The 19,362-nt window shown below is 72.5% G+C and carries 20 protein-coding genes and 1 tRNA gene; 7 read left to right on the top strand and 14 right to left on the bottom strand.

Annotated elements, in window-relative coordinates; genetic code table 11:
- Positions 1 to 84: 84 nt before the first annotated feature.
- On the bottom strand, positions 85 to 1,428 hold the full coding sequence (locus QCZ28_RS14115; RefSeq protein ID WP_279517077.1) for a class I SAM-dependent methyltransferase: 1,344 nt from the start codon (positions 1,426 to 1,428) through the stop codon (positions 85 to 87).
- A complete protein-coding gene (locus tag QCZ28_RS14110; protein ID WP_279517076.1) occupies positions 1,425 to 2,822 on the bottom strand; it encodes an FAD-binding oxidoreductase in 1,398 nt (465 codons plus the stop codon). Before QCZ28_RS14110 ends, QCZ28_RS14115 begins: the two co-directional genes overlap by 4 nt.
- A 93-nt stretch (positions 2,823 to 2,915) precedes the next feature.
- Here QCZ28_RS14110 and QCZ28_RS14105 point away from each other — a divergent pair, with 93 nt between their 5' ends.
- Genes QCZ28_RS14105 through QCZ28_RS14095 form a run of 3 tightly spaced genes read left to right on the top strand, consistent with a single transcriptional unit; the run spans position 2,916 to position 4,461 of the window.
- On the top strand, positions 2,916 to 3,386 hold the full coding sequence (locus QCZ28_RS14105) for a YbaK/EbsC family protein (protein ID WP_279517075.1): 471 nt from the start codon (positions 2,916 to 2,918) through the stop codon (positions 3,384 to 3,386).
- Between the two features lie 38 nt (positions 3,387 to 3,424).
- A complete protein-coding gene (locus QCZ28_RS14100) occupies positions 3,425 to 3,709 on the top strand; it encodes a DUF427 domain-containing protein (RefSeq protein WP_279517074.1) in 285 nt (94 codons plus the stop codon).
- Positions 3,710 to 3,756: 47 nt separating this feature from the next.
- Complete coding sequence (locus tag QCZ28_RS14095) at positions 3,757 to 4,461, top strand: RICIN domain-containing protein (protein WP_279517073.1); 705 nt, start codon at positions 3,757 to 3,759, stop codon at positions 4,459 to 4,461.
- 13 nt (positions 4,462 to 4,474) lie between these two features.
- Here the strand turns inward: QCZ28_RS14095 and QCZ28_RS14090 are convergent, their stop codons facing one another.
- Positions 4,475 to 5,779, bottom strand: coding sequence for an MFS transporter (locus QCZ28_RS14090; protein ID WP_279517072.1), 1,305 nt, complete (start codon positions 5,777 to 5,779; stop codon positions 4,475 to 4,477).
- Between the two features lie 52 nt (positions 5,780 to 5,831).
- Here QCZ28_RS14090 and QCZ28_RS14085 point away from each other — a divergent pair, with 52 nt between their 5' ends.
- Positions 5,832 to 6,839, top strand: a complete 1,008-nt coding sequence (locus tag QCZ28_RS14085; RefSeq protein ID WP_279517071.1) for a helix-turn-helix domain-containing protein — start codon at positions 5,832 to 5,834, stop codon at positions 6,837 to 6,839.
- Positions 6,840 to 6,979: 140 nt separating this feature from the next.
- Here QCZ28_RS14085 and QCZ28_RS14080 read toward each other — a convergent pair whose 3' ends face one another.
- From QCZ28_RS14080 to QCZ28_RS14045, 8 genes are all read right to left on the bottom strand, one after another.
- A complete protein-coding gene (locus QCZ28_RS14080; protein WP_279517254.1) occupies positions 6,980 to 7,441 on the bottom strand; it encodes a hypothetical protein in 462 nt (153 codons plus the stop codon).
- A gap of 146 nt (positions 7,442 to 7,587) precedes the next feature.
- Positions 7,588 to 9,540: a VWA domain-containing protein gene (locus QCZ28_RS14075; RefSeq protein WP_279517070.1), complete on the bottom strand. Its 1,953-nt coding sequence runs from the start codon at positions 9,538 to 9,540 to the stop codon at positions 7,588 to 7,590.
- A 2-nt stretch (positions 9,541 to 9,542) separates the two neighbouring features.
- Entirely contained in the window at positions 9,543 to 11,003 is a 1,461-nt protein-coding gene (locus QCZ28_RS14070; protein ID WP_279517069.1) for a sigma 54-interacting transcriptional regulator, read from the bottom strand.
- A 57-nt stretch (positions 11,004 to 11,060) separates the two neighbouring features.
- Positions 11,061 to 12,137, bottom strand: a complete 1,077-nt coding sequence (locus QCZ28_RS14065; RefSeq protein ID WP_279517068.1) for a hypothetical protein — start codon at positions 12,135 to 12,137, stop codon at positions 11,061 to 11,063.
- 76 nt (positions 12,138 to 12,213) lie between these two features.
- On the bottom strand, positions 12,214 to 12,864 hold the full coding sequence (locus QCZ28_RS14060) for a response regulator transcription factor (protein WP_279517067.1): 651 nt from the start codon (positions 12,862 to 12,864) through the stop codon (positions 12,214 to 12,216).
- Entirely contained in the window at positions 12,861 to 14,105 is a 1,245-nt protein-coding gene (locus tag QCZ28_RS14055; protein WP_279517066.1) for a histidine kinase, read from the bottom strand. The genes QCZ28_RS14060 and QCZ28_RS14055 overlap by 4 nt, the downstream gene beginning before the upstream one ends.
- 55 nt (positions 14,106 to 14,160) lie before the next feature.
- Complete coding sequence (locus tag QCZ28_RS14050; RefSeq protein ID WP_112582361.1) at positions 14,161 to 14,667, bottom strand: hemerythrin domain-containing protein; 507 nt, start codon at positions 14,665 to 14,667, stop codon at positions 14,161 to 14,163.
- On the bottom strand, positions 14,664 to 15,644 hold the full coding sequence (locus QCZ28_RS14045; protein ID WP_279517065.1) for an aldo/keto reductase: 981 nt from the start codon (positions 15,642 to 15,644) through the stop codon (positions 14,664 to 14,666). The genes QCZ28_RS14050 and QCZ28_RS14045 overlap by 4 nt, the downstream gene beginning before the upstream one ends.
- A gap of 70 nt (positions 15,645 to 15,714) precedes the next feature.
- On the opposite strand from QCZ28_RS14045, the gene mgrA reads away from it, so the two are divergent.
- Complete coding sequence (gene mgrA, locus QCZ28_RS14040) at positions 15,715 to 16,710, top strand: L-glyceraldehyde 3-phosphate reductase (RefSeq protein WP_279517064.1); 996 nt, start codon at positions 15,715 to 15,717, stop codon at positions 16,708 to 16,710.
- A gap of 27 nt (positions 16,711 to 16,737) precedes the next feature.
- Here the strand turns inward: mgrA and QCZ28_RS14035 are convergent, their stop codons facing one another.
- The gene (locus QCZ28_RS14035; protein ID WP_279517063.1) at positions 16,738 to 17,649 is read right to left on the bottom strand and encodes a lytic polysaccharide monooxygenase; all 912 of its coding nucleotides are present in this window, start codon (positions 17,647 to 17,649) and stop codon (positions 16,738 to 16,740) included.
- 124 nt (positions 17,650 to 17,773) lie between these two features.
- Here QCZ28_RS14035 and QCZ28_RS14030 point away from each other — a divergent pair, with 124 nt between their 5' ends.
- Positions 17,774 to 17,896: a 50S ribosomal protein L36 gene (locus QCZ28_RS14030; protein WP_030331473.1), complete on the top strand. Its 123-nt coding sequence runs from the start codon at positions 17,774 to 17,776 to the stop codon at positions 17,894 to 17,896.
- 177 nt (positions 17,897 to 18,073) lie between these two features.
- Positions 18,074 to 18,334, top strand: coding sequence for a YciI family protein (locus QCZ28_RS14025; protein ID WP_279517062.1), 261 nt, complete (start codon positions 18,074 to 18,076; stop codon positions 18,332 to 18,334).
- Between the two features lie 85 nt (positions 18,335 to 18,419).
- On the opposite strand, the gene QCZ28_RS14020 is transcribed toward QCZ28_RS14025, so the two are convergent.
- Positions 18,420 to 18,492 (bottom strand) — tRNA-Ala (locus QCZ28_RS14020).
- A gap of 88 nt (positions 18,493 to 18,580) precedes the next feature.
- On the bottom strand, positions 18,581 to 19,171 hold the full coding sequence (locus QCZ28_RS14015; protein ID WP_030331478.1) for a YqgE/AlgH family protein: 591 nt from the start codon (positions 19,169 to 19,171) through the stop codon (positions 18,581 to 18,583).
- Positions 19,172 to 19,362: the final 191 nt, after the last annotated feature.

The raw sequence follows: 19,362 nt of genomic DNA, 5'->3' as shown, positions 1-19,362 counted from the left end.
CGTACAAAACTTCTTTGTCAATCGCTTCGCGAGAAGCCGCGCCGACTTTTTCCGGCGCGGCTTCAGGCGACGCTCAGCGGATGGTCAGGGCAACCAGTCCGGTCGCAGCGGATAGCCACTCACGCCGTTCGGGCCGTTGTGGGTGGCCAGCACCTGGTGCAGCTGGATGCCGTTACGCTCGAACGCCATCCGCGACCCGGCCATGTACAACCCCCACACCCGGGCGGTGCCCGCGCCCACCTCCGAGACGCAGAAGTCCCAGTGCTCGACCAGGTTGCGGCACCAGGCGGCCAGCGTCAGCGCGTAGTGCTGGCGCAGGTTCTCCTCGTGGTGCACCTCGAACCCGGCGTCGTGCACCTCGCTGATCAACCGGCCCGGACCGGCCAGCTCACCGTCCGGGAAGACGTACCGGTCGATGAACGCGCCCGAGCGGTGCGGCGCCCGGTTGTCCGCGCGGGTGATGCAGTGGTTGAGCAGCCGCCCACCCTGCCGCAGCCGATTGCGCAGCGCCCCGAAGTAGGCCGGATAGTTGCGCACCCCGATGTGCTCGGTCAGCCCGATCGAGGAGATGGCGTCGAACTGCTCGGCCGGCGCGTCCCGGTAGTCCAGGTGCCGCACCTCCGCCAGCTCGGTCAACCCCTCCCGCTCGATCGCCGCCTGCGCCCACTGCGCCTGCGCCTTCGACAGGGTCACCCCGAGGGCCTTGACGCCGTACTCGCGCGCGGCGTGGCGCACCATGCCACCCCAGCCGCACCCGACATCCAGCAGCCGCATCCCCTTCTTCAGCGCCAGCTTGCCGGCGACCAGGTCGTACTTCGCCGCCTGGGCCTGCTCCAGCGTGTCGTCCGGAGAGCGGAAAACCGCGCAGGTGTACGTCATCGACGGACCGAGCACCTTCTCGTAGAAGGCGTTGGAGACGTCGTAGTGGTGCGAGATGGCGGTGCTGTCCCGCACCCGCGAGTGCCGCAGCCCGTTCACCACCCGCTTCCAGCGGGGCTGCGCCTCCTGCGGCGGCGCCGGTGGCGGCATCAGCCGCTCCCAGCCCAGCCCACGGACCAACGCCAGCCCTTCGGCCAGCGCCGGTGGGCGCAACCGCAGCTCGTCCTTGAGCACCCGCAACGCCTCGTACGGGTCACCCGGGTGCACCCCCTGCAAGGCCAGGTCACCACTGACGTACGCCCGGGCCATGCCCAGGTCGCCCGGCGCGGTGAGCAGGTACGACAGCCCACGCTCGGAACGGATCGACAGGGTGATGCCCGCGTCGGACGGGCCGACGGCGCTGCCGTCGTACCCGGTGATCCGCACCGGCAACGGCCCCGTGGTGACCGCGCGGACGACGTCCGCGACGGTCGGACCCGTGCGCCGGCCCCCCGCCGGTCCGGTGGCGGGGACGCTCGCCGCCCCCTGATCTCTGTCGGTCAGGCTCATGCTCGTGCTACCGCCTTTTCGTACAGTCCCGTCAGCCGGTGGTCCGGGTCGTAGCGGTCTTTCACCGCCCGCCACGTGTCGCCGCCGTACAGGCGATCGAAGGCGTCCCGGTCGTAGTACGCGTCGGAGTAGAGCGACTTGTGCCCGCCCGATTCCGACACCCTGCGTTCGATCGTGCGGTTGACGTCGCCGTCGGCGGCGCCCGGCGCGATCGGCACGCTCCCCCAGAACCCAATGTTGACGTAGTCCTGGCCCGGCTGGAGTGGATACAGCGGCCAGGACCGCGCCGAACCGGGACCCGCCGGCTCCCGCAGCCGCAACGGGCACAGCCACACCGGGTTCATCCCCACCGCGCCGGCGAACCAGCGCAGGAAGTCAGCAGTACGGTCCAGCGGGATCTCCACGTCCTGCACGACCCGCTCCCGGACGGGTTGCCCGCGCAGCCGGTCGATCCGGGCCGCCACCTGGTGACGGTGCTCCAACCGGACCAGTCGGTGGTAGAAGTCGCTGCGCCGGTAACGCGCCGGCCAGAGCCTGCGCACGACCGGGTGCTGCGCGCCGAACGCCGCCGAACACCAGAACCAGTCGGTGTCCCAGCGCCACAGATAGTCGTACGCGGTGAGCACGTCACGGGTGCGCTGGCGCAGCGACCGGTAGTAGATCGCCTGACCGGTGTAGTCGCTGGGCGGGTCGGCCGCGTCGGTGAACGTGGCGAACACCAGGTACGCCTCGCCGGGGCTGAACATCACCCCGTCCATCGCGTCGACCGGCTCACCGGCCCAGGTCCGGGTCGCGCTCACCTCGGCGATCGCGTCGGTGAGCGCCTCCAGTCGGGTGAACCGGACGTTGCGCAACGCCACGTACCGGCCGACCGGTTGCAGCTCGATGCGCAGCCGGGTGGCGTAACCGAGGCTGCCCAGCGAGTTGGGGAACGCGGTGAACAGGTCGGCGTGTTCGCCGTCGGGTCGGGCGGTGACGATCTCGCCGGAACCGGTGAGGACGTCCAGCTCCTGGACGGACTCGTGCGGCAGGCCGTTGCGGAACGAGGTCGACTCGATCCCGAGGCCGGTCACCGCGCCGCCGAGCGTGATGGTGCGCAACTGTGGCACCACCAACGGCATCAGCCCGTGCGGGAGGGTCGCGTCGACCAGGTCCTCGTAGGTGCACATGCCCTGCACGTCGGCGGTGCGGCCGGCCGGGTCGACCGACAGCACGCCGTTGAGGCCACTCACGTCGAGCCCCGGAGTCCGGGGAGCGGACCGGGGGCGGAACAGGTTGGAGGTGCGTTTGGCCAGCCGGACAGGCTCGCCCGTGGGCACCGCGGCGTACGACCGCCGCAGCGTGTCCACCGCTTGATCATGGTCAATGGGGTGATCCACACGCTCAGCGCGCATGTGATCACCTTACGCTCGCCGTTCGGAAACCGTGGGATGTCGGCGGGGGCAGTTTCCCGCCCGGTGGCAGGCGCGACGGCTACCGTGGCGGGCATGCCATCGCCAGCGATCGCCGCCCTGGACGCCGCCCAACTGCCGTATCGGCTGGTCAGCCATGGTGCGGTCGGCAGTCTCGCGGAGGCCGCCGCCGCCCGGGGCGTGGCCGTCCCGGACGTGGTCAAAACGATCGTGGTGCGTCGTGGTGAAGCCGATCACCTGTTCGTGCTCACCCCCGGCGACCGGGTCATCTCCTGGCCCAAGCTGCGCGCCCTGCTCGGGGTGCACCGGCTCTCCATGCCGGACGCGGCCGGCGCCCTCGCCGCCACCGGCTACGAACGCGGCACCATCACCCCGTTCGGCGCGAGCACGGCCTGGCCGGTGGTCGCCGACGAGCGACTGCGCGGCCGGGAGATCACCCTGGGTGCCGGCGAGCGCGGCCTGGCCATCGCGATCGCCGCCGACGCCGCGATCGCCGCCCTCGACGCCACGGTGGCAGACGTCACCGACCCCCAGCCCACCCGCTGAGCACAGCCCCGGTGGGCGGCGCGGAATAGTGTTGGGGCATGCCAAAAGCCCTGTGGAACGACCTGGTCGTCGCCGAGAGCGACGACACCGTGCTGGTGGAGGGCAACCACTACTTCCCTCGCTCCGCCCTGCGCGACGACCTGATCCGCGAGTCCTCGACGCACACCGTCTGCCCCTGGAAGGGCACCGCCTCCTACTACTCCCTTGAGCACGAGGGCAGCACCAGCAAGGACGCGGTCTGGTATTACCCGGAGCCCAAACCGGACGCCGAGATGGTGCGTGACCGGGTGGCGTTCTGGAAGGACGTCCGGGTCGTCGACTGACGGCACCGACTGGCCGTGACCGACGGCGGTGGGTGAGGATGGCCCGTATGCCCGCGCCCGAGGAACGCCCCGACCCCGCCGGCACCGTCTACGGCGGGCGCCGACGGGCCGCGCGTTCCGGACCGCTCACCGACCCGCTGCTGCGGGTGGCGCTCGGCGTCGGCCTGGTGGGCGTACTCCTCGGGGTCGTCTTCGCGACCGGGCTGCTCGGCGACGACGAGCCGGCGGTGCCGGCCACCGTGGGCGCGACATCCAGCGCGGCGGAGGCCACCACCAGTCCGGCGGCCGGGCCGAGTCCGACCCCGTCGGTCGAGCCGTCGCCGTCGCCCTCGACGGCACCGACCACCGGCCCCCGGGTGCTGCGGGTCGCCTCCGGGCTCTGCCTGGGGCTCGACGGCGACGACAAGGAGGCGGGGGCCGAGCTGGCCGTCTGCACCGGCGGTCCGGAGCAGAAGTGGGTCGTCAACCCGGCCGGCTCGGGCCTGGTGACGCTGACCAACGCCGCCCACGGGCAGTGCCTCGACGTCGAGGGCGGCAGCACCGACGACGGCGCGCGGTTGCTCCAGTTCCCCTGCCACGGTGGGGCCAACCAGCAGTGGCGGCTGTCCGCCACCGGAACCGGCCCGGTGCTGCTGGTGGCCGCGCACAGCGGCAGGTGCGCGCAGGCCGACGACGACGGCGACGAGCCCGACGACGAGATCCGCCAGCGCGCCTGCGACGGCCGGCCCGCCCAGCAGTGGACCCTCGGCTGACCGGCCAACCCGCTCAGCCCCGGTAGCTCCAGGCCCGGGGCGCGGTCGCGGCGAGCAGCACGGCCTCCGGCACCGCTCGGCCCGGTCGTCGACGCAGCAGCAACGACAGCCCGGCGGCGCCGATCGACAGCGCGCCCGCCACGTACCAGGCCATCGCGTAGTCGCCCAGCCGATCCCGGACCAGCCCCGCGCCGGTGGCGGCGACCGCCGCGCCGAGTTGGTGCGCGGCGAACACCCAGCCGAACACCACCGCCCCGGCCCCGCCGAAGTACTCCCGGCACAGCGCCACGGTCGGCGGCACGGTGGCCACCCAGTCCAGGCCGTAGAAGACGATGAACACCAGCATGCTCGGCTCGGCGGTGCCGGAGAACAGGCTCGGCAGCACCAGCAGCGACAACCCCCGCAGCGCGTAGTACATGCCGAGCAGCAGCCGGCTGTCCACCCGGTCGGTGAGCCAGCCGGAGGCGATAGTGCCGACGATGTCGAACAGCCCCACCAGGGCGAGCAACCCGGCCGCGGTGGTCTGGGCCATGCCGTGGTCGTGCGCGGCCGGCACGAAGTGCGTACCGACCAGGCCGTTGGTGGTCGCCCCGCAGATCGCGAACCCTCCGGCCAGCAGCCAGAACGGTCGGGTCCGGGCGGCCGTCGTCAGCGCGCCGAGCGCCCGGGTCGCCGCGCCACCGGTCGCCGGTGGCGCCGCGACGACCTCGGTCGCCCCGTAGGCGGGCAGGCCGAGATCCGCCGGGTGCTCGCGCAGCAGCCACACCACCAGGGGTACGACCGCCAGCGCCGCTGCGGCGACGACGAGCGCCGCCGTCCGCCAGCCGTGGTCGCGTACCAGGATGGCGATCAGTGGCAGGAACACCAGTTGCCCGGCCGCCCCGCCGGCGGTCAGCACGCCGGTCACCAGACCCCGCCGGCGGACGAACCAGCGGCCGGTGACGGTGGCCACGAACGCCAGCGCCATCGAGCCGGTGCCCAGCCCGACCAGCACACCCCAGCAGAGCAGGAGCTGCCAGCTGGCGGTCATGAAGACCGTCAACCCGCTGCCCGCGGCGACCAGCAGCAGCGCCACCGAGACCACCCGGCGGATGCCGAACCGGTCCATCAGGGCTGCCGCGAACGGCGCGGTGAGCCCGTAGAGCAGCAGGTTGACGGAGACGGCCGCGGAGATGGTGGCCAGCGGCCAGCCGAACTCCTCGTGCAGCGGGTGCAGCAGCACCGACGGGGTGGCACGGAAGCCCGCCGCGCCGACCAGCGCCACGAAGGCGACGGCGGCGACCAGCCAGGCGGGATGCAGACGACGGTTCTTGGTCACGGAGCAAGTCTGGGCCGGTACGGGCACCGCGACGAGTGGCCGGAAAGCCATCATGCGCAATAATCGGGCCATGACCGCTGGCCCGCACCGAATCGCCGTCCTCGCTCTGCACCAGGTGGTTGGCCTGGACCTCGGCACCCCGTCCCAGGTCTTCAGCACCGCCCGGGCCGCCGACGGGACACCCTTCTACGACGTGCGGCTGTGCACCGCGGGCGGGCAGCCGGTGCGCAGCACCGCCGGCTTCCAGGTGGTCCCCGACCACGGCCTGGAACTGCTCGACACCGCCGACACGGTGATCGTCCCCGGCATCCACGACGACACCGTGCTGACCTCGGGCACCATCGCGCCGGAGGTCACCGGGGCGCTGCGCGCGGCGTACGAGCGGGGGGCCCGGATCATGTCCATCTGCACCGGGGCGTTCGTGCTCGCCGCCGCCGGGCTCCTCGACGGGCGGCGGGCGACCACCCACTGGGCGTACGCCGAGCGCTTCCGCCACCTGCACGCCCGGGTCGACCTCGACCCGGGCGTGCTCTTCATCGCCGACGACCGGGTGCTCACCTCGGCCGGGGTCGCCGCCGGCATCGACCTCTGCCTGCACGTCATCCGCCTCGACCACGGCAGCGAGGTGGCCAACCGGGCGGCCCGCCGCTGCGTGATGCCACCGTGGCGCGACGGTGGCCAGGCGCAGTACATCGAGCAGCCGGTGCCGAAGGCGACCGATTCCAGCACGGCGGGCGCCCGGGAGTGGGCGCGGCAGCGGCTGCACGAGCCGATCGCGCTGCGCGACCTGGCCGAACAGGCCCGGATGAGCGTGCGCACCTTCACCCGGCGCTTCCGGTCGGAGACCGGGCTGAGCCCGGCCCAGTGGCTGCTGCAACAGCGCACCGACCACGCGCGGCTGCTGCTGGAGACGACCGACCTCAGCGTCGACCAGATCGCCCACCGCTCGGGTTTCGGCACCACCGCCGCCCTACGCCAGCAACTGCACCAGCGCATCGGGGTGGCCCCGTCCACCTACCGCCGCACCTTCCACCCCCGCCCCGAGTTGGTCGACACCTGAGTCCGTCGACACCTGAGTCGGTCGGCAGCACCTCCCGGCCCAGGGCGGAACCGATCGTCGCGCTCCCCCAACGCCAGCAGACACGTTCAGCCGGCCACGCCACCCGGCCCCAGCACGCTCGCCGGTGAAACGCGCCAACCTCAGGCGCGGAGGAGTCGGAGTTGAGCCTGGTGTTTGGGGAGGTGGACCCGGGTGTGCAGGTCCAGGGTGCGGGACCAGGGCAGCGGCTCGTCGATGGTGAGGTCGATGCCCTCCCGCAGCCGGGTCTCGACCGGAGTTTCCGCCTCCAGGCCGAGCTGATCCACCAGCGCGCAGAGCCGTTCACTGGTGCCGTGCAGCAGCGCGGTCAGGCCACGCAGACCGCCCTGCTCGGCCACCAGCGCGTCGAGCTGCGGACGGTGCATGTCATCCAGGTCGTAGTAGGCGAACGTCGACCCCGCCAACAACGCCTCGGTGGCCTGGATCATCAGCTCGTCGTTGGCGACCAGGTGCGCAACAATCTGCTCCGCACCAAGCGACCCTTCCGGAGCCGGACCAAACCCCCCAGCGTCGATCTCACCAAACACCCCGTCATACGCCCGCCGCAACCCACCACTCTCCACCACCACCCCACCCCACCCGCCCCACCGCGTCGATCATGGAGTTGTGGTGCCCGGTTCACCCGGACGAGCAGCATTTGTCACCCACCACAACTCCATGATCGACAAGACGGGCGGCTCGCGGCGGCTTGCGGCGGGACTGGCGGGACTTAGCGGCGGGACTGGCGGGAGCGAAGGTAGTCGCTGACCACGTACTCGCCCAGGTCGTCAGTGTCCGGGGTGAACATGCGCCCCCGGCTACGACGGGCCACCGCGTCGACGAAACGCCGCAGACCCGGGTCGTCGCCGAGCATGAACAGGTTGAGCGTGGCGCCGTAGCGGCTCAGCCGGTCCACCTCGCGGACCGTCGCCTCGATCGTCTCCGGCAGCGGCGGCCAGTGGAACAGCGCCTCCCCGTCGTCCGGGTCCAGGTGGGCGGTCGGCTCGCCGTCGGTCACCACCAGCACGACCGGCTCGGCGTCCGGGTGCCGGCGCAGGTGCCGGCCCGCCAACCGCAGCGCGTGCTGCAGGTTGGTGCCCTGTTCCATGTCCGGCTCCACGGCCGCCAACTCCTGCTGGGTGAGCGTCATCGCCTCCCGGCCGAAACCCACGATCTGCAGGGCGTCCTGCGGAAAGCGCGTCTCCATCAGGTGAGCCAGCGCCAACGCCGTCTGCTTCATCGGCCCCCAACGACCCTGCGAGATCATCGAGTACGACAGGTCGACGCAGAGCACCACCGCGGCAGAGGCCCGCTTCTCGGTCTCCACCACCTCGAAGTCGTCCACCGCGAGCTGCACCGGAACCGTCGGCCCGGCCCGACTGACCGCCCGGGTCAGTGTCCGGACCACGTCCAACGGCTGCTCATCGCCGTACTCCCAGGGCCTGGACGCGCCGCTGACCTCGCCCGCCGCACCAGCCGAGCGCAGGTCGTGCTGGCCGCGCGGCCCGGCGGTCAGCTCGGCGAACACCCGCCGCAGCGCGGTCCCACCGAGCCGGCGCAGCGCCTTCGGGCTCAGCGTGAGCCCCTCCGCGTCCCGGCTCACCCAACCCTGGCGGCGCAGCTCCCGTTCCAGGTCGCGCAGCCGGCGCACGTCGTCGGCCGCGTCCCGGCCCAGCGTGCGGGCCACCGCGTCGACGTCCACGTCATCGAGGGTCGCCCCCGGGTGTTCCTGGTCGAGTTGGTCCAGCAGGTCGTCCAGGTCGCCGATCTCACCCAACGCGCCGGCCGCGTCGGTGTAGTCCAGCGGCTGGTCGCCGCGCACCCGCTCACCCCGCCCCCAGCGCAGGTCGGGTCGCAGCGCCCGCAGGTTCGCGTCGAGCGCTGACATCTCCCCCGCGAGGCGGTCGCCCAGCGACTGCTGCATGAGGCCGGCCAGCTCGGCGCGCTGCCGCTCGGAGAGCGAGTTCATCAGCCGCTCACCGGCCGCCGCCCGACGGGCCAGCACGTCGATCAGCTCGTCGACGGTCGCCGGCTGCTCCGGGAAGAAGTCGCCGTGCCGGCGCATGAACTCGGCGAACGCGTCGGTGGTGTCCTCCGCCCGACCGTGCCGGGCGAGCAGGTCGTTCAGGTCGCCCATCATCTCGGCGAGCCGCTGCTGGGCGGCCGGGTCGGCGGAGGCGCGCACCGCGTCGCGCAGCCCGGCGAAGCGCTGACCGAGCACGTCGTCGCGGAGCTGGTCGAGGATCTGCTGGTACGAGCGGCGGGCGTCGTCGCTGGCCCACTGGTAGCCGGACAGCTCCTGCACGGCCCGCGCGGTCGAGCGGGGCAGATTGTCCAGCACCGCCTCGGCGAACCGCGCGGCGTCGTCGTCACGACCTCGCAGCTCGTCCCGTTCGGCGGCGAGGGCCTGGTCGAGCAGGGCCTGCGCCCTGGTCACCGCGCCGTCCAGGCCACCCCGGCGCATCGCCTCGCGGCGCAGTCGTCGCGCCCGGGCGGCCAGGTCGTCCAGGCCACCCCGGCCCTGCGGGCCACGGCGCAGCAGGTCGCGCAGCGCCTCCCGCAGGCTGCCGCCGGCCAGCACCTCCGCACCGACCGCGTCCACCGCCTCGCGCACGTCGTACGGGGGTGCGAGCGGGTCGGGCCCGCCGTTCCACTGCCCGTAACGGAACCGGTTACCGGCCACCGTCAGCCCCGACCGCCGTAGACGGTGCGCCCCGAGTCGGTGACGTCCTTGCCGAGCCGGCGGGTCAGGTGCAGCCCTTCCAGCACGAACTCGACCGCGGCGGCAGCCTCCTCCGAGGTGGGCGCGTCACCCAGGCCGAGCCGGTCCAGGACCTTCGCCAACCCGGGCACGGTGCCGACCTGGCGCAACAGCTCAGCGGCGCCGACCAGCTCGCCGGTCTCGATCGCGGCGCCGTCCTCGACCAGGGCGGTGAACCCGGACAGGTCCAACCCGGCGAGGTGGGCCCGGAACGTCTCGGCGGTCGCGGTACGCAGCAGGTGCGCGAGGACCTCGATCTCCCGGCCCTCCTCGCCGCTCTCGAACTCGACCTTGCCGCGCAGCGTGCTGGTCACCGACACCGCGTCACCGACGCGGGCGACGGCGACCTCGGGACGCCCGTCCGGGGTGCCGGAGGCGGCGAGCAGGCCGGCGCGCCGCAGCGCGGCACCGGCCACCGTCTCGGCGGCGGCGATGGCGAACCGGGCGGAGACACCGGAGCGCGGGTCCACCGACGGCGACTCCCGCACGGCGCGGGCGAAGCGGGCCAGCACCTCCAGCACGTGCTCCGGCACGTCGGCGACCAGGTCCGCCTCCTGACGGATCAGCGCCAGCTCCAACTCAAGGTCGACCGGGTAGTGGGTGCGGATCTCCGCGCCGAACCGGTCCTTGAGCGGGGTGATGATCCGGCCCCGGTTGGTGTAGTCCTCCGGGTTGGCGCTGGCCACCAGGAGCAGGTCCAGTGGCAGCCGCAGCTGGTAGCCGCGAACCTGGATGTCCCGCTCCTCCAGCACGTTGAGCAGCGCCACCTGGATGCGCTCGGCCAGGTCGGGCAGCTCGTTGACGGCGAAGATGCCCCGGTTGGTGCGCGGCACCAACCCGAAGTGGATGGTTTCCGGGTCGCCGAGGGTACGACCCTGGGCGATGCGGATCGGGTCGACGTCACCGATCAGGTCGCCGACGCTGGTGTCCGGGGTGGCCAGCTTCTCGCCGTACCGCATCGAACGGTGCAGCCAGCCGATCGGCAGCTCGTCGCCGGCCTCGGCGACCTGGGCGACCGACGCCGGGGTGAGCGGGTGCATCGGGTGCTCGTTGAGCACCGAGCCCGGCAGCACCGGGGTCCACTCGTCGAGCAACGCGCCCAGCGAGCGGATCAGCCGGGTCTTGCCCTGGCCGCGCTCGCCGAGCAGCACCATGTCGTGCCCGGCGAGCAACGCCCGCTCGACCTCGGGCAGCACGGTGTCGTCATAGCCGACGATGCCGGGGAAACGGGTCTCGCCGGAGCGCATCCGGGCGAGGAGGTTGTCACGGAGTTCCTGCTTGACGGTGCGGTACTGGTGACCGGCCGCCCGCAGCGCGCCGAGCGTGCCGGGCAGGTCGGCCGGTGGAACCGGGATTACCGGGGTAGGCGCAGTCACCCGACCCACGCTAGCTCACATTCGCGGGGGTGCCCCGGGCATCGGGAGGCACCCCCGCTCCCACCCTCAGCTCCGGTCGCAACGCCGGCAGGCCCCGCGGCGACGCAGGTGGTACGCGTAGGTGGCCGCGCCGAGCGCCACGCCCCACAGCGGCCAGAGCAGCATCGGCGCCCCGGTCATGCTGAACCCACCGGTCAGCCGCCAGAACTCGGGATTGCTGAGCAGCCCCAGTGAGGCCGCGGTCACGGCGATCGCGACCAGGCTGGCCGGCACCACGGCCAGCCTCACCGGCACCCGGCGGCCGGCGAGCCCGAGCATCCAGCCCGGGAACCGTTCGCCCCAGCGCTGCACCAGGCCGAGGGTGAGGATCGCGCCGACGGTGGCGAAGGCGCCCAGCCCGAACCCGGCCCAGACCAGCCCGGTCTCCTGCATCTCGGTCAGGAACTCGCGGGAGATGCCGAGCGGGATGCCGGCCGCCCAGGCGAACCGGGTCACCGCGTACGTCAATGGGATGGCCGCGGCGATGCCGGCGGCCCACCGGCCCCAGTGGGTGGCGGCGGCCGGGGTGGTCCACCTCTGGGCGGTGTCGGCGCGGCCGCAGCCGACGCAGGCCCCGGCGGTACGGCGCTGCCAGGCGAGCACCGCCCCGGCCAGCAGCAGTCCGCCGGCCAGCGCGGCGAACCGGGCGAACAAGGCCCAGGTGAACACCTCGGAGTAGTCCACCGGGGGCCAGCCGAACGGTGCCCCGAGGATCAGTATCGGCAGGTAGCCGAGGATGATCAGGACGCGGGAGTCGGGGACGACGACGGCGAGCACGAACGCCACCGCCCAGCCGTAGCCGATCAGCAGCGCCCGCAGCGGGCCCGGTGGGCGCGCCGCCGGGCGGCTCATGGCCAGGGCGGCCACCGCGGCGCTGAGCAGTACGCCGGCGAAGAGCGGGGTGGCCACCTCCACCGGCACCAGTCGCAGCAGGCTGACGTCGCCACCGTGCGGGTCGTTCGGGCCGAACGGGTAGCCGGCGCCGGTGAGCGTGCCGAGCAGGGCGAGTACGCCCCACAGGCCGAGCCAACCGGCGGCCAGTGGGGCGAGCCGGTCCCGCCAGCGGGAGTCGGCACGGGGTCGGGAGGCAGTGATCGTTGTCATGTTCTCAGCCTCGACGGATGACCGGCGGATTCCCTCCCGGCTGCCGGTGAACCCGCTCCCCCGGTGGAGGGACCGTTCAGCCGGACGGGGTGACGAAGCCGGACTCGTAGGCGGCGATGACCGCCTGGGTGCGGTCGCGGACGCCCAGCTTGGCCAGCACGTTGCCGACGTGCGTCTTGATCGTCTCCACCCCGACCACCAGGTGCGCGGCGATCTCCGGGTTGGATCGGCCGGTGGTCATCAACCGCAGCACCTCGGCCTCCCGTTCGGTGAGCCGGGCCCCGCACAACCGGTCGCCGCCGGCCGGCCTGTACGCCCCGACCAGCTGACGGATCGCGGCCGGGAAGAGCAGCGACTCGCCCGCCGCGACCACCCGGACCGCCTCCACCACCTCGGCGGGCCGGGCCCGTTTGAGCAGGAACCCCGAGGCCCCGGCGCGCAGCGCCTCGTAGACGTACTCGTCGTTGGCGAACGTGGTGACCACCAGCACCCGTGGCGGATCGGCGGAGGTGGCCAGCAGGTGCCGGGTGGCCTGGATGCCGTCGATGCCGGGCATCCGCACGTCCATCAGCACCACGTCGGGCCGGTGCCGGGCGACCAGCGGCGGCACCTCGGCCCCGTCGGCGGCTTCGGCGAGCACCCGCAGGTCCGGTTGGGCGTCGATGATGGCCCGCAGCCCGACCCGGATCAGCTCGTCGTCGTCGACGATGAGAACTCCCGTGGTCATCGCGTCTCCTCGTAGGGCAGGCGGGCCCGGATCAGCCACCGGTCACCGTCCGGGCCCACGGTGAGCCGGCCGCCGAGCAGCAGCACCCGCTCCCGGATGCCGTCCAGACCTCGACCGCCCCGCCCCGGCTGCGGCCGGACGGGGTGGCGCAGCGCGTTGACCAGCTCCAGCTCCAGCGCGTCCGGGTGCAGGTCCAGGCGGACAGTCACCGGGCCGTGGCCGTGCCGGGCGGCGTTCGTCAGTCCTTCCTGGACGATCCGGTAGCCCTCCCGGGAGACCACCGCGGGCACCCGGGTCGGGTCGCCGGCGCGATGCGCGTGCACGGCGAGGCCGGCGGCGCGGGCGTCGGTGACCAACCGGTCCAGGTCGGCGAGGGTACGCTGCGGCGCCACCACGGGCCGGTCCTGTCCGCCCTCCCGGAGCAGCCCGAGCACGTGGTCGAGGTCGTCCATCGCGGTCCGCCCGACGTCCTCGATGGCGGTGAGCGCCCGCCGGACGAACTCCGGGTCGGTGTCGAGGACCTCGCGGGCGGCCCCGGCCTGGAGGGTGGCCACCGTCAACGCGTGACCGACCGAGTCGTGCAGCTCCCGGGCCAGCCGGTTGCGTTCGGCGAGGCGGTTGGCCTGCGCTTCGAGGGCGGCGATCCGCTCCGCCTGGGCGGGGCCGAGCAGCACCGGTGCCATCGACCCGGCGAGCGCGCCGAGCCCGGCGACGGCGTAGCCGAGGCCGACCAGCAGGACCACCCCGGTCACCGTCAGCCATCCGTTGTCCTGCCCGTCCAGCGGCCCGTACCGTTGCCGGCTGGTCAGTTCGGCGCCGATGCCGAACTGTTGGGCGATGAACGCCAGCGCCATCGGCAGCGCACTGAACAGCGCGAGCATCACCAGCGCGCCGACGATGAGGTGGGTGGCGATCCAGAGCGCGCTGCGCAGCCGGGTCTCCCGGTCGCCGTGGTGCCCGGGCGCGGGTTCGGGCAGGTCGACACCGAGCAGCGCCCGGGCGGCGGCGATCTCCAGAGCCCGGCTGCCGTCCAGCAGCAACGGGACGACGGCGATCAGCACCGCGATGACCAGCAGGACGTAGACCAGCGGGCGGGGGATCGCCGAGTCGGCGAGCAGTTGGGCGAAGACCACCGCGAGCAGCCCGTACGGCAGCGCCAGCACGCCGCCGAGCAGCAGGAACACGCCGCGTCGCCAGGTGGTGCCGGCGACCAGCGGGGCCAGCGCCGCGCGGAGGGTCACCACGCCATTCTCCGGCCGGGACCGGTCCGGGCGACTCCCCCGTACCGGGGAGATGTCAGCGGTGGTCGGCGACGTACTGCTGCGGGTCCTTGTCGCGGAACGGGAGGTTGCGCCCGTTCTTGTGTTCGCCGTAGAAGGTCAGCCAGCGTTGGCCCAGCTCGGCGCGGAGTTCGGTGCTGGCGTGCCGGCGGAAGTCGGGCAGCGCCTCGTCCTCCTCCTCGGCCAGGTGCTCGCTGTTCTCCCGGCGGGCCGTGCCGACCGCCTCCCACCACTGATCCGAGCCGACCGGATGCAGTTTCGCCTCGGCGATGGCGTCGCGGATCTTGTTGTGGTCGCCGATCGCGTCGGCCGTCTCGTCCTCGCCGTCGTCGCCGTGCTTGACCAGGTGCGGGTAGAGGATCGCCTCCTCCGCTTCGGCGTGGATGTCCAGGTGCAGGGCGAGGGCGTCCCAGATGGCGAGCATCTCCTGCTCGTCGCGGGCGTCGTCGAGGCGGGCGAAGCCGCGCCGGAAGGCGGCGTGGTCGTCGAGGATCAGTGCGGTGATGTCGTCCACTGTGCTCACTTCTCGGTTGGTTTGGCGAACCGGGCACGCAGCATCGCCGGCATCGCGGCGAGGCCGGTGACCGGCCGGAAGCGTTTCGCCGCCTCGGCCAGCGCCGTGTACTCGTCGTCGGCGAGGTCGATGTCGGCCGCGGCGGCGTTGCGTTCCATCTGCTCGACGCCGGACGCGCCGGGGATGGCGAGCACGTTCGGGTGGCGCAGCAGGTAGGCCAGCGCGATCTGGCTGGGGGTGGCGTCGTGGGCGTCGGCGACCTGGCGCACCGTGTCGATCAGCGTCGCGCCGCGTTCCAGGTTCTCCGGGAGGAAGTACGGGTTGGCCCGCCGGACCGCCCCGGTCGGTGGGTTCTTCGCGTCGTACCGGCCGGAGAGGAAGCCCTGTGCCAGCGGGCTGTACGCGATGACCACCCGGCCGGCCTGCCGCGCGTACGGAAGCAGGTCCTGTTCGGGCGCGCGGTCCAGCATGCTGTAGCGGACCTGGTTGCTGAGCACCCGCCGGCCGAGCGCCGCTTCGGCGACCTGCCAGCGGCGCAGCCCGTAGTTGCTCACCCCGACCTCGCCGACCAGCCCGACGTCCTGCAGGACCCGCATGCCGCGCATGGTGGTGTGGTCGCCGACGACCGGGTTGGGCTGGTGCACCTGGTAGAGGTCGATGCTGGTGACGCCGAGCCGGGCCGCCGAGGCGACCGCCCGCTGCTGCACCACCGCGGCCACCGGCAGCACGGGCAGGATCTTGCTGGCCACCACCACCCTCGGCCGGTCGTCGCCGAGGGCCGCGCCGAGGATGCGTTCACTGCGCCCGAAGCCGTAGATCTCGGCGCTGTCGAAGACCGTCACACCCAGTTCGACGGCCCGCCGGACGATCTGCGCCGCCTGCCGCTCGAAGTCCGGGCCGTACCCCCACTCCCGGGAGCCGAACTGCCAGGTGCCCAACCCGATCTTGGACAGCGGTTTGGGGGTGTCGAGCGCAATGAAACGCATGGCGTCGAAACTACCCCGATGTCCCGGTTCGCACGCCCGATCCCCGGCACCGTGCTCCGGAGTTAGGCTCATGATCGTGACCTATCTCGCCGCGGAAGACCGCTACGACACCATGACCTACCGACGCAGCGGACGCAGTGGGCTGCGGCTGCCCGCCGTCTCGCTCGGCCTGTGGCACAACTTCGGCCCGGACCGCCCGTTCGAACGGCAGCGCGACATCGTGCGCCGCGCCTTCGACCTCGGCGTCACCCACTTCGACCTGGCCAACAACTACGGCCCGCCGCCCGGTTCGGCCGAGGAGAACTTCGGCCGGATGCTCGCCACGGATCTGAAGTCGTACCGGGACGAGCTGGTCATCTCCAGCAAGGCCGGCTACCTGATGTGGCCCGGCCCGTACGGCGAGTGGGGTTCGCGCAAGTATCTGATCTCGTCGCTGGACCAGTCGCTGGGCCGGATGGGGCTGGACTACGTCGACATCTTCTACTCGCACCGGTTCGACCCGGACACCCCGCTGGAGGAGACGATGGGGGCGCTCGACGCGATCGTCCGCTCCGGCAAGGCGCTCTACGTCGGCATCTCGAACTACAACTCGGAGCAGACCGCGCGGGCCGCCGCGATCCTGGGCGAACTGGGTACGCCGCTGCTGATCAACCAGCCGTCGTACTCGATGCTCAACCGCTGGACCGAGTCCGACGGCCTGCTCGACACGCTGGAGCGGGTCGGCGCTGGCTGCATCGCGTACAGCCCGTTGGCGCAGGGCCTGCTGACCGACCGTTACCTGGGTGGCATCCCGGCCGACTCGCGGGTGCGCACCAGCGTCTTCCTCAACGAGAGCGACCTCAGCGAGGAGAAGATGGCCACCATCCGTGCCCTCGGCGCGATCGCCGAGCGGCGCGGCCAGTCCCTCGCACAGCTCGCGCTGGCCTGGGCGCTGCGTGACCCGCGGATGACCAGCCTGATCATCGGGGCGAGCAGTGTCGAGCAGTTGGAGACCAACGTCGCCGCGCTGGACAACCTCGACTTCACCGCCGACGAGTTGGCCGAGATCGAACAGCACCTGGGCTGAGCACCGCCGGGCTCCGGGCGGGTCGGGTCACCAGATCCGACGCCGCCCGGCCCGGTGGTTGCGTACCTCGCACTGCCGTCCCACGGGTGCGGCGGCACCGCGACGCCGCCGGCTCGCGCCGATCAGCAGCAGCAGAACCAGCACGACGGCGGCACCGGCCAGCACCGGCCACCGGCCGCCGAGGTCGGTCACCGCCGCCACCGGCACGCCCGGGTCGGCCGCCGCCGCCACCGCCGACCCGGTGGCGGCTGGCGCACTCGCAGCGGTACGCGGCGCGCTCTTCGATGCGGCGGCCTTCGGCGGGGAGCCGGTGGACCTGGCACCCCGGAACACCACGTCCGAACAGGAGTAGTAGGTGTCCGGGGTGTTGGAGTTCTGCCAGATCGTGTAGATCAGGTGTCGGCCGCTGCGATCCGCCGGCAGCCGACCCGCCAACTGGTACGCCCCGGCCCGCACCGGCGGGTCGGTCCGCGTCAGAAACGGGCGCGACTCCAGGTCCGCCCAGGTCAGCTTCTTGCGGGGGTCGTAGTCGGGCTTGGTGACGTAGAGCCGGAAGGTGCCCCGGTGCTCGATGGTGGTCCGATACCGGAAGGTGAACTTCGCGCCGCTGGTCAACTCGGTGCTCGGCCAGTCGGTGCGGGGCAGGTCCAGTCCCCGGTACGCGGACAGCCCACCACTGCACAGCTCACCGTCCGGGATCCGTTCCCGGTCTCGCCCGTTGATCGCGGCTACGCGTACGTTGTCCCATTCGCGCACGGCCGCGCCGGCTTCGATCGCCGCCCGGCAGGCGCTGGTGGCCGCGTACCGGCCCTCGGGGCCACAGGCCGCCGCGCGACTGACCGGGTCGGTCGGGGCACCGTGGGCGGCGGCGGGCGTGGCGGCCAGCGGCACTGTCGCGGCAGCGACCAGCACAGTGGCGAGGAGCCGGCGTACGGGCATGAGGACGACCTCCGCCCACTGGTACGGCCGGCGGGCGGCAAAGGTTCGACGCTGCCCGGTCGGGAATCCGCAGGGTGGGTGTGGCGTTTCGATACTCGGAACCGCTTGCACCGAGGAGGCAGAGATGAAGGTACGTAGCTCGTTGCGTGCGCTCAAGCAGAAGCCGGGTTCGGTTGTGGTCCGCCGCCGTGGCCGCACGGTCGTGGTGAACCGCGCCAACCCGCAGTGGAAGAGCCGCCAGGGCTGACAGCGCCCCAGCCGGACATACAGTCGACAACCGCCCCTGACCGGATCATCCGGTGAGGGGCGGTCTGCGTGTCCGCACAGCCGGCCAGGGCGACCTCCACCGCCCTCGTTACGGGCGGCGATGGCACAGCACGTCGACTAGGGTCCTCCGGGAGGCCGCCCCCAGGAGGAGGAACCCGTGTTCATCTTGGAGCTGTCCTTCGGCGAAGAACCCGACCGGCTCGCCGCTCGGCCGGCGCACCGGGAGCGTCTCCAGGCCCTGCGCCGGGAGGGCAGGGTGGTGCTGGCCGGGCCGTTCCCCGACGACTCCGGAGCACTGCTGATCTTCGACGTCCCGGACGCCGCGGCGTTCGCCGCGATCGTCGCCGAGGACCCTTATTACCGCACTCCCGGCGTGACGATCACCAGCCAGCGGGAGTGGTCACCGATCATCCGCTAGGCGCGCGAGAGAGCAGACCGCGGAAAAAGATCAGCGGCCTAGCGGACGATCTCCGACTAAGCCGCTGACCTGCGGTCCAACAAGGTGGAGCCGAGGGGACTCGAACCCCTGACCCCCACACTGCCAGTGTGGTGCGCTACCAGCTGCGCCACGGCCCCTTGCTGTTGTCCCGGTCGCCCGGGCACTGGGAAACTATACACAGACCCGCTCGCATGGTCATCTCGCGGGGTCCCCCGCCGAGCCGGGTCAGTTGAGCGCCACGTCCGGCGGGAAGTGCGCGACGGCGGCCATCATCCCGCCCTGCCGGCGCAGCACCATCGGCCACAGGTCGTCGGGCCGGTCGACGAAGGCGTCCCCGGGCAGCCCGTCCAGCACGAACCAGGACCCGTCGGCGATCTCCTGCTCCAACTGGCCGCTGCCCCAGCCGGAGTAACCGGCGAAGACCCGGATGCCGCCGATGCTCTCCCGCAGCCGCTCCGGGTCGACCGAGAGGTCGATCGTGCCGACCGCCCCGGACACCTGGTGGAAGCCCTTCAACCGGCGCATCGGGTGGCGCATCCGGGCGAGGCAGATCGCCGAGTCGGGCTGCACCGGGCCACCCTCGAAGAGCACCGCCGGGTGGCGGGCCAGGTCGCTCCAGTCACCGAGCACGTCGGCCACCGGCACCTCGGTGGCCCGGTTCAGCACCACGCCGAGCGCGCCGCCCGGCTCGTGGGCGACGAGCAGCACCACCGTACGGTCGAAGTTGGGGTCCTTGAGCGCCGGAGTCGCGACCAGCAGCCGCCCGGTCATCGACTCCATCGCTCGTCCGCCGATCGCCTGGCCCTCTCCCTGCATGCCACACACCCGTCAACCGTGAGCCCGGCCCGGGGGCCGGTCCTCGACCGGATCCGCCCGGCGCATCGGGTTCCGCCGCGCTGTCAACGCCATGCCTGGCACCATAGCCTGCGTGCTGGGTGCTGGCTAAGGTCTGACCGGCGGGTGATCAGACAGTTGACACGAAGGGCCGATGCACCGGTTGGCAGACC

Origin of the sequence: Micromonospora sp. DH14 (genome assembly GCF_029809455.1) — a bacterium.
GTDB lineage: Bacteria > Actinomycetota > Actinomycetes > Mycobacteriales > Micromonosporaceae > Micromonospora > Micromonospora parva.
Note: the sequence above shows the minus strand (reverse complement) of the source record. Positions and strands in the feature narration are given on the sequence as shown.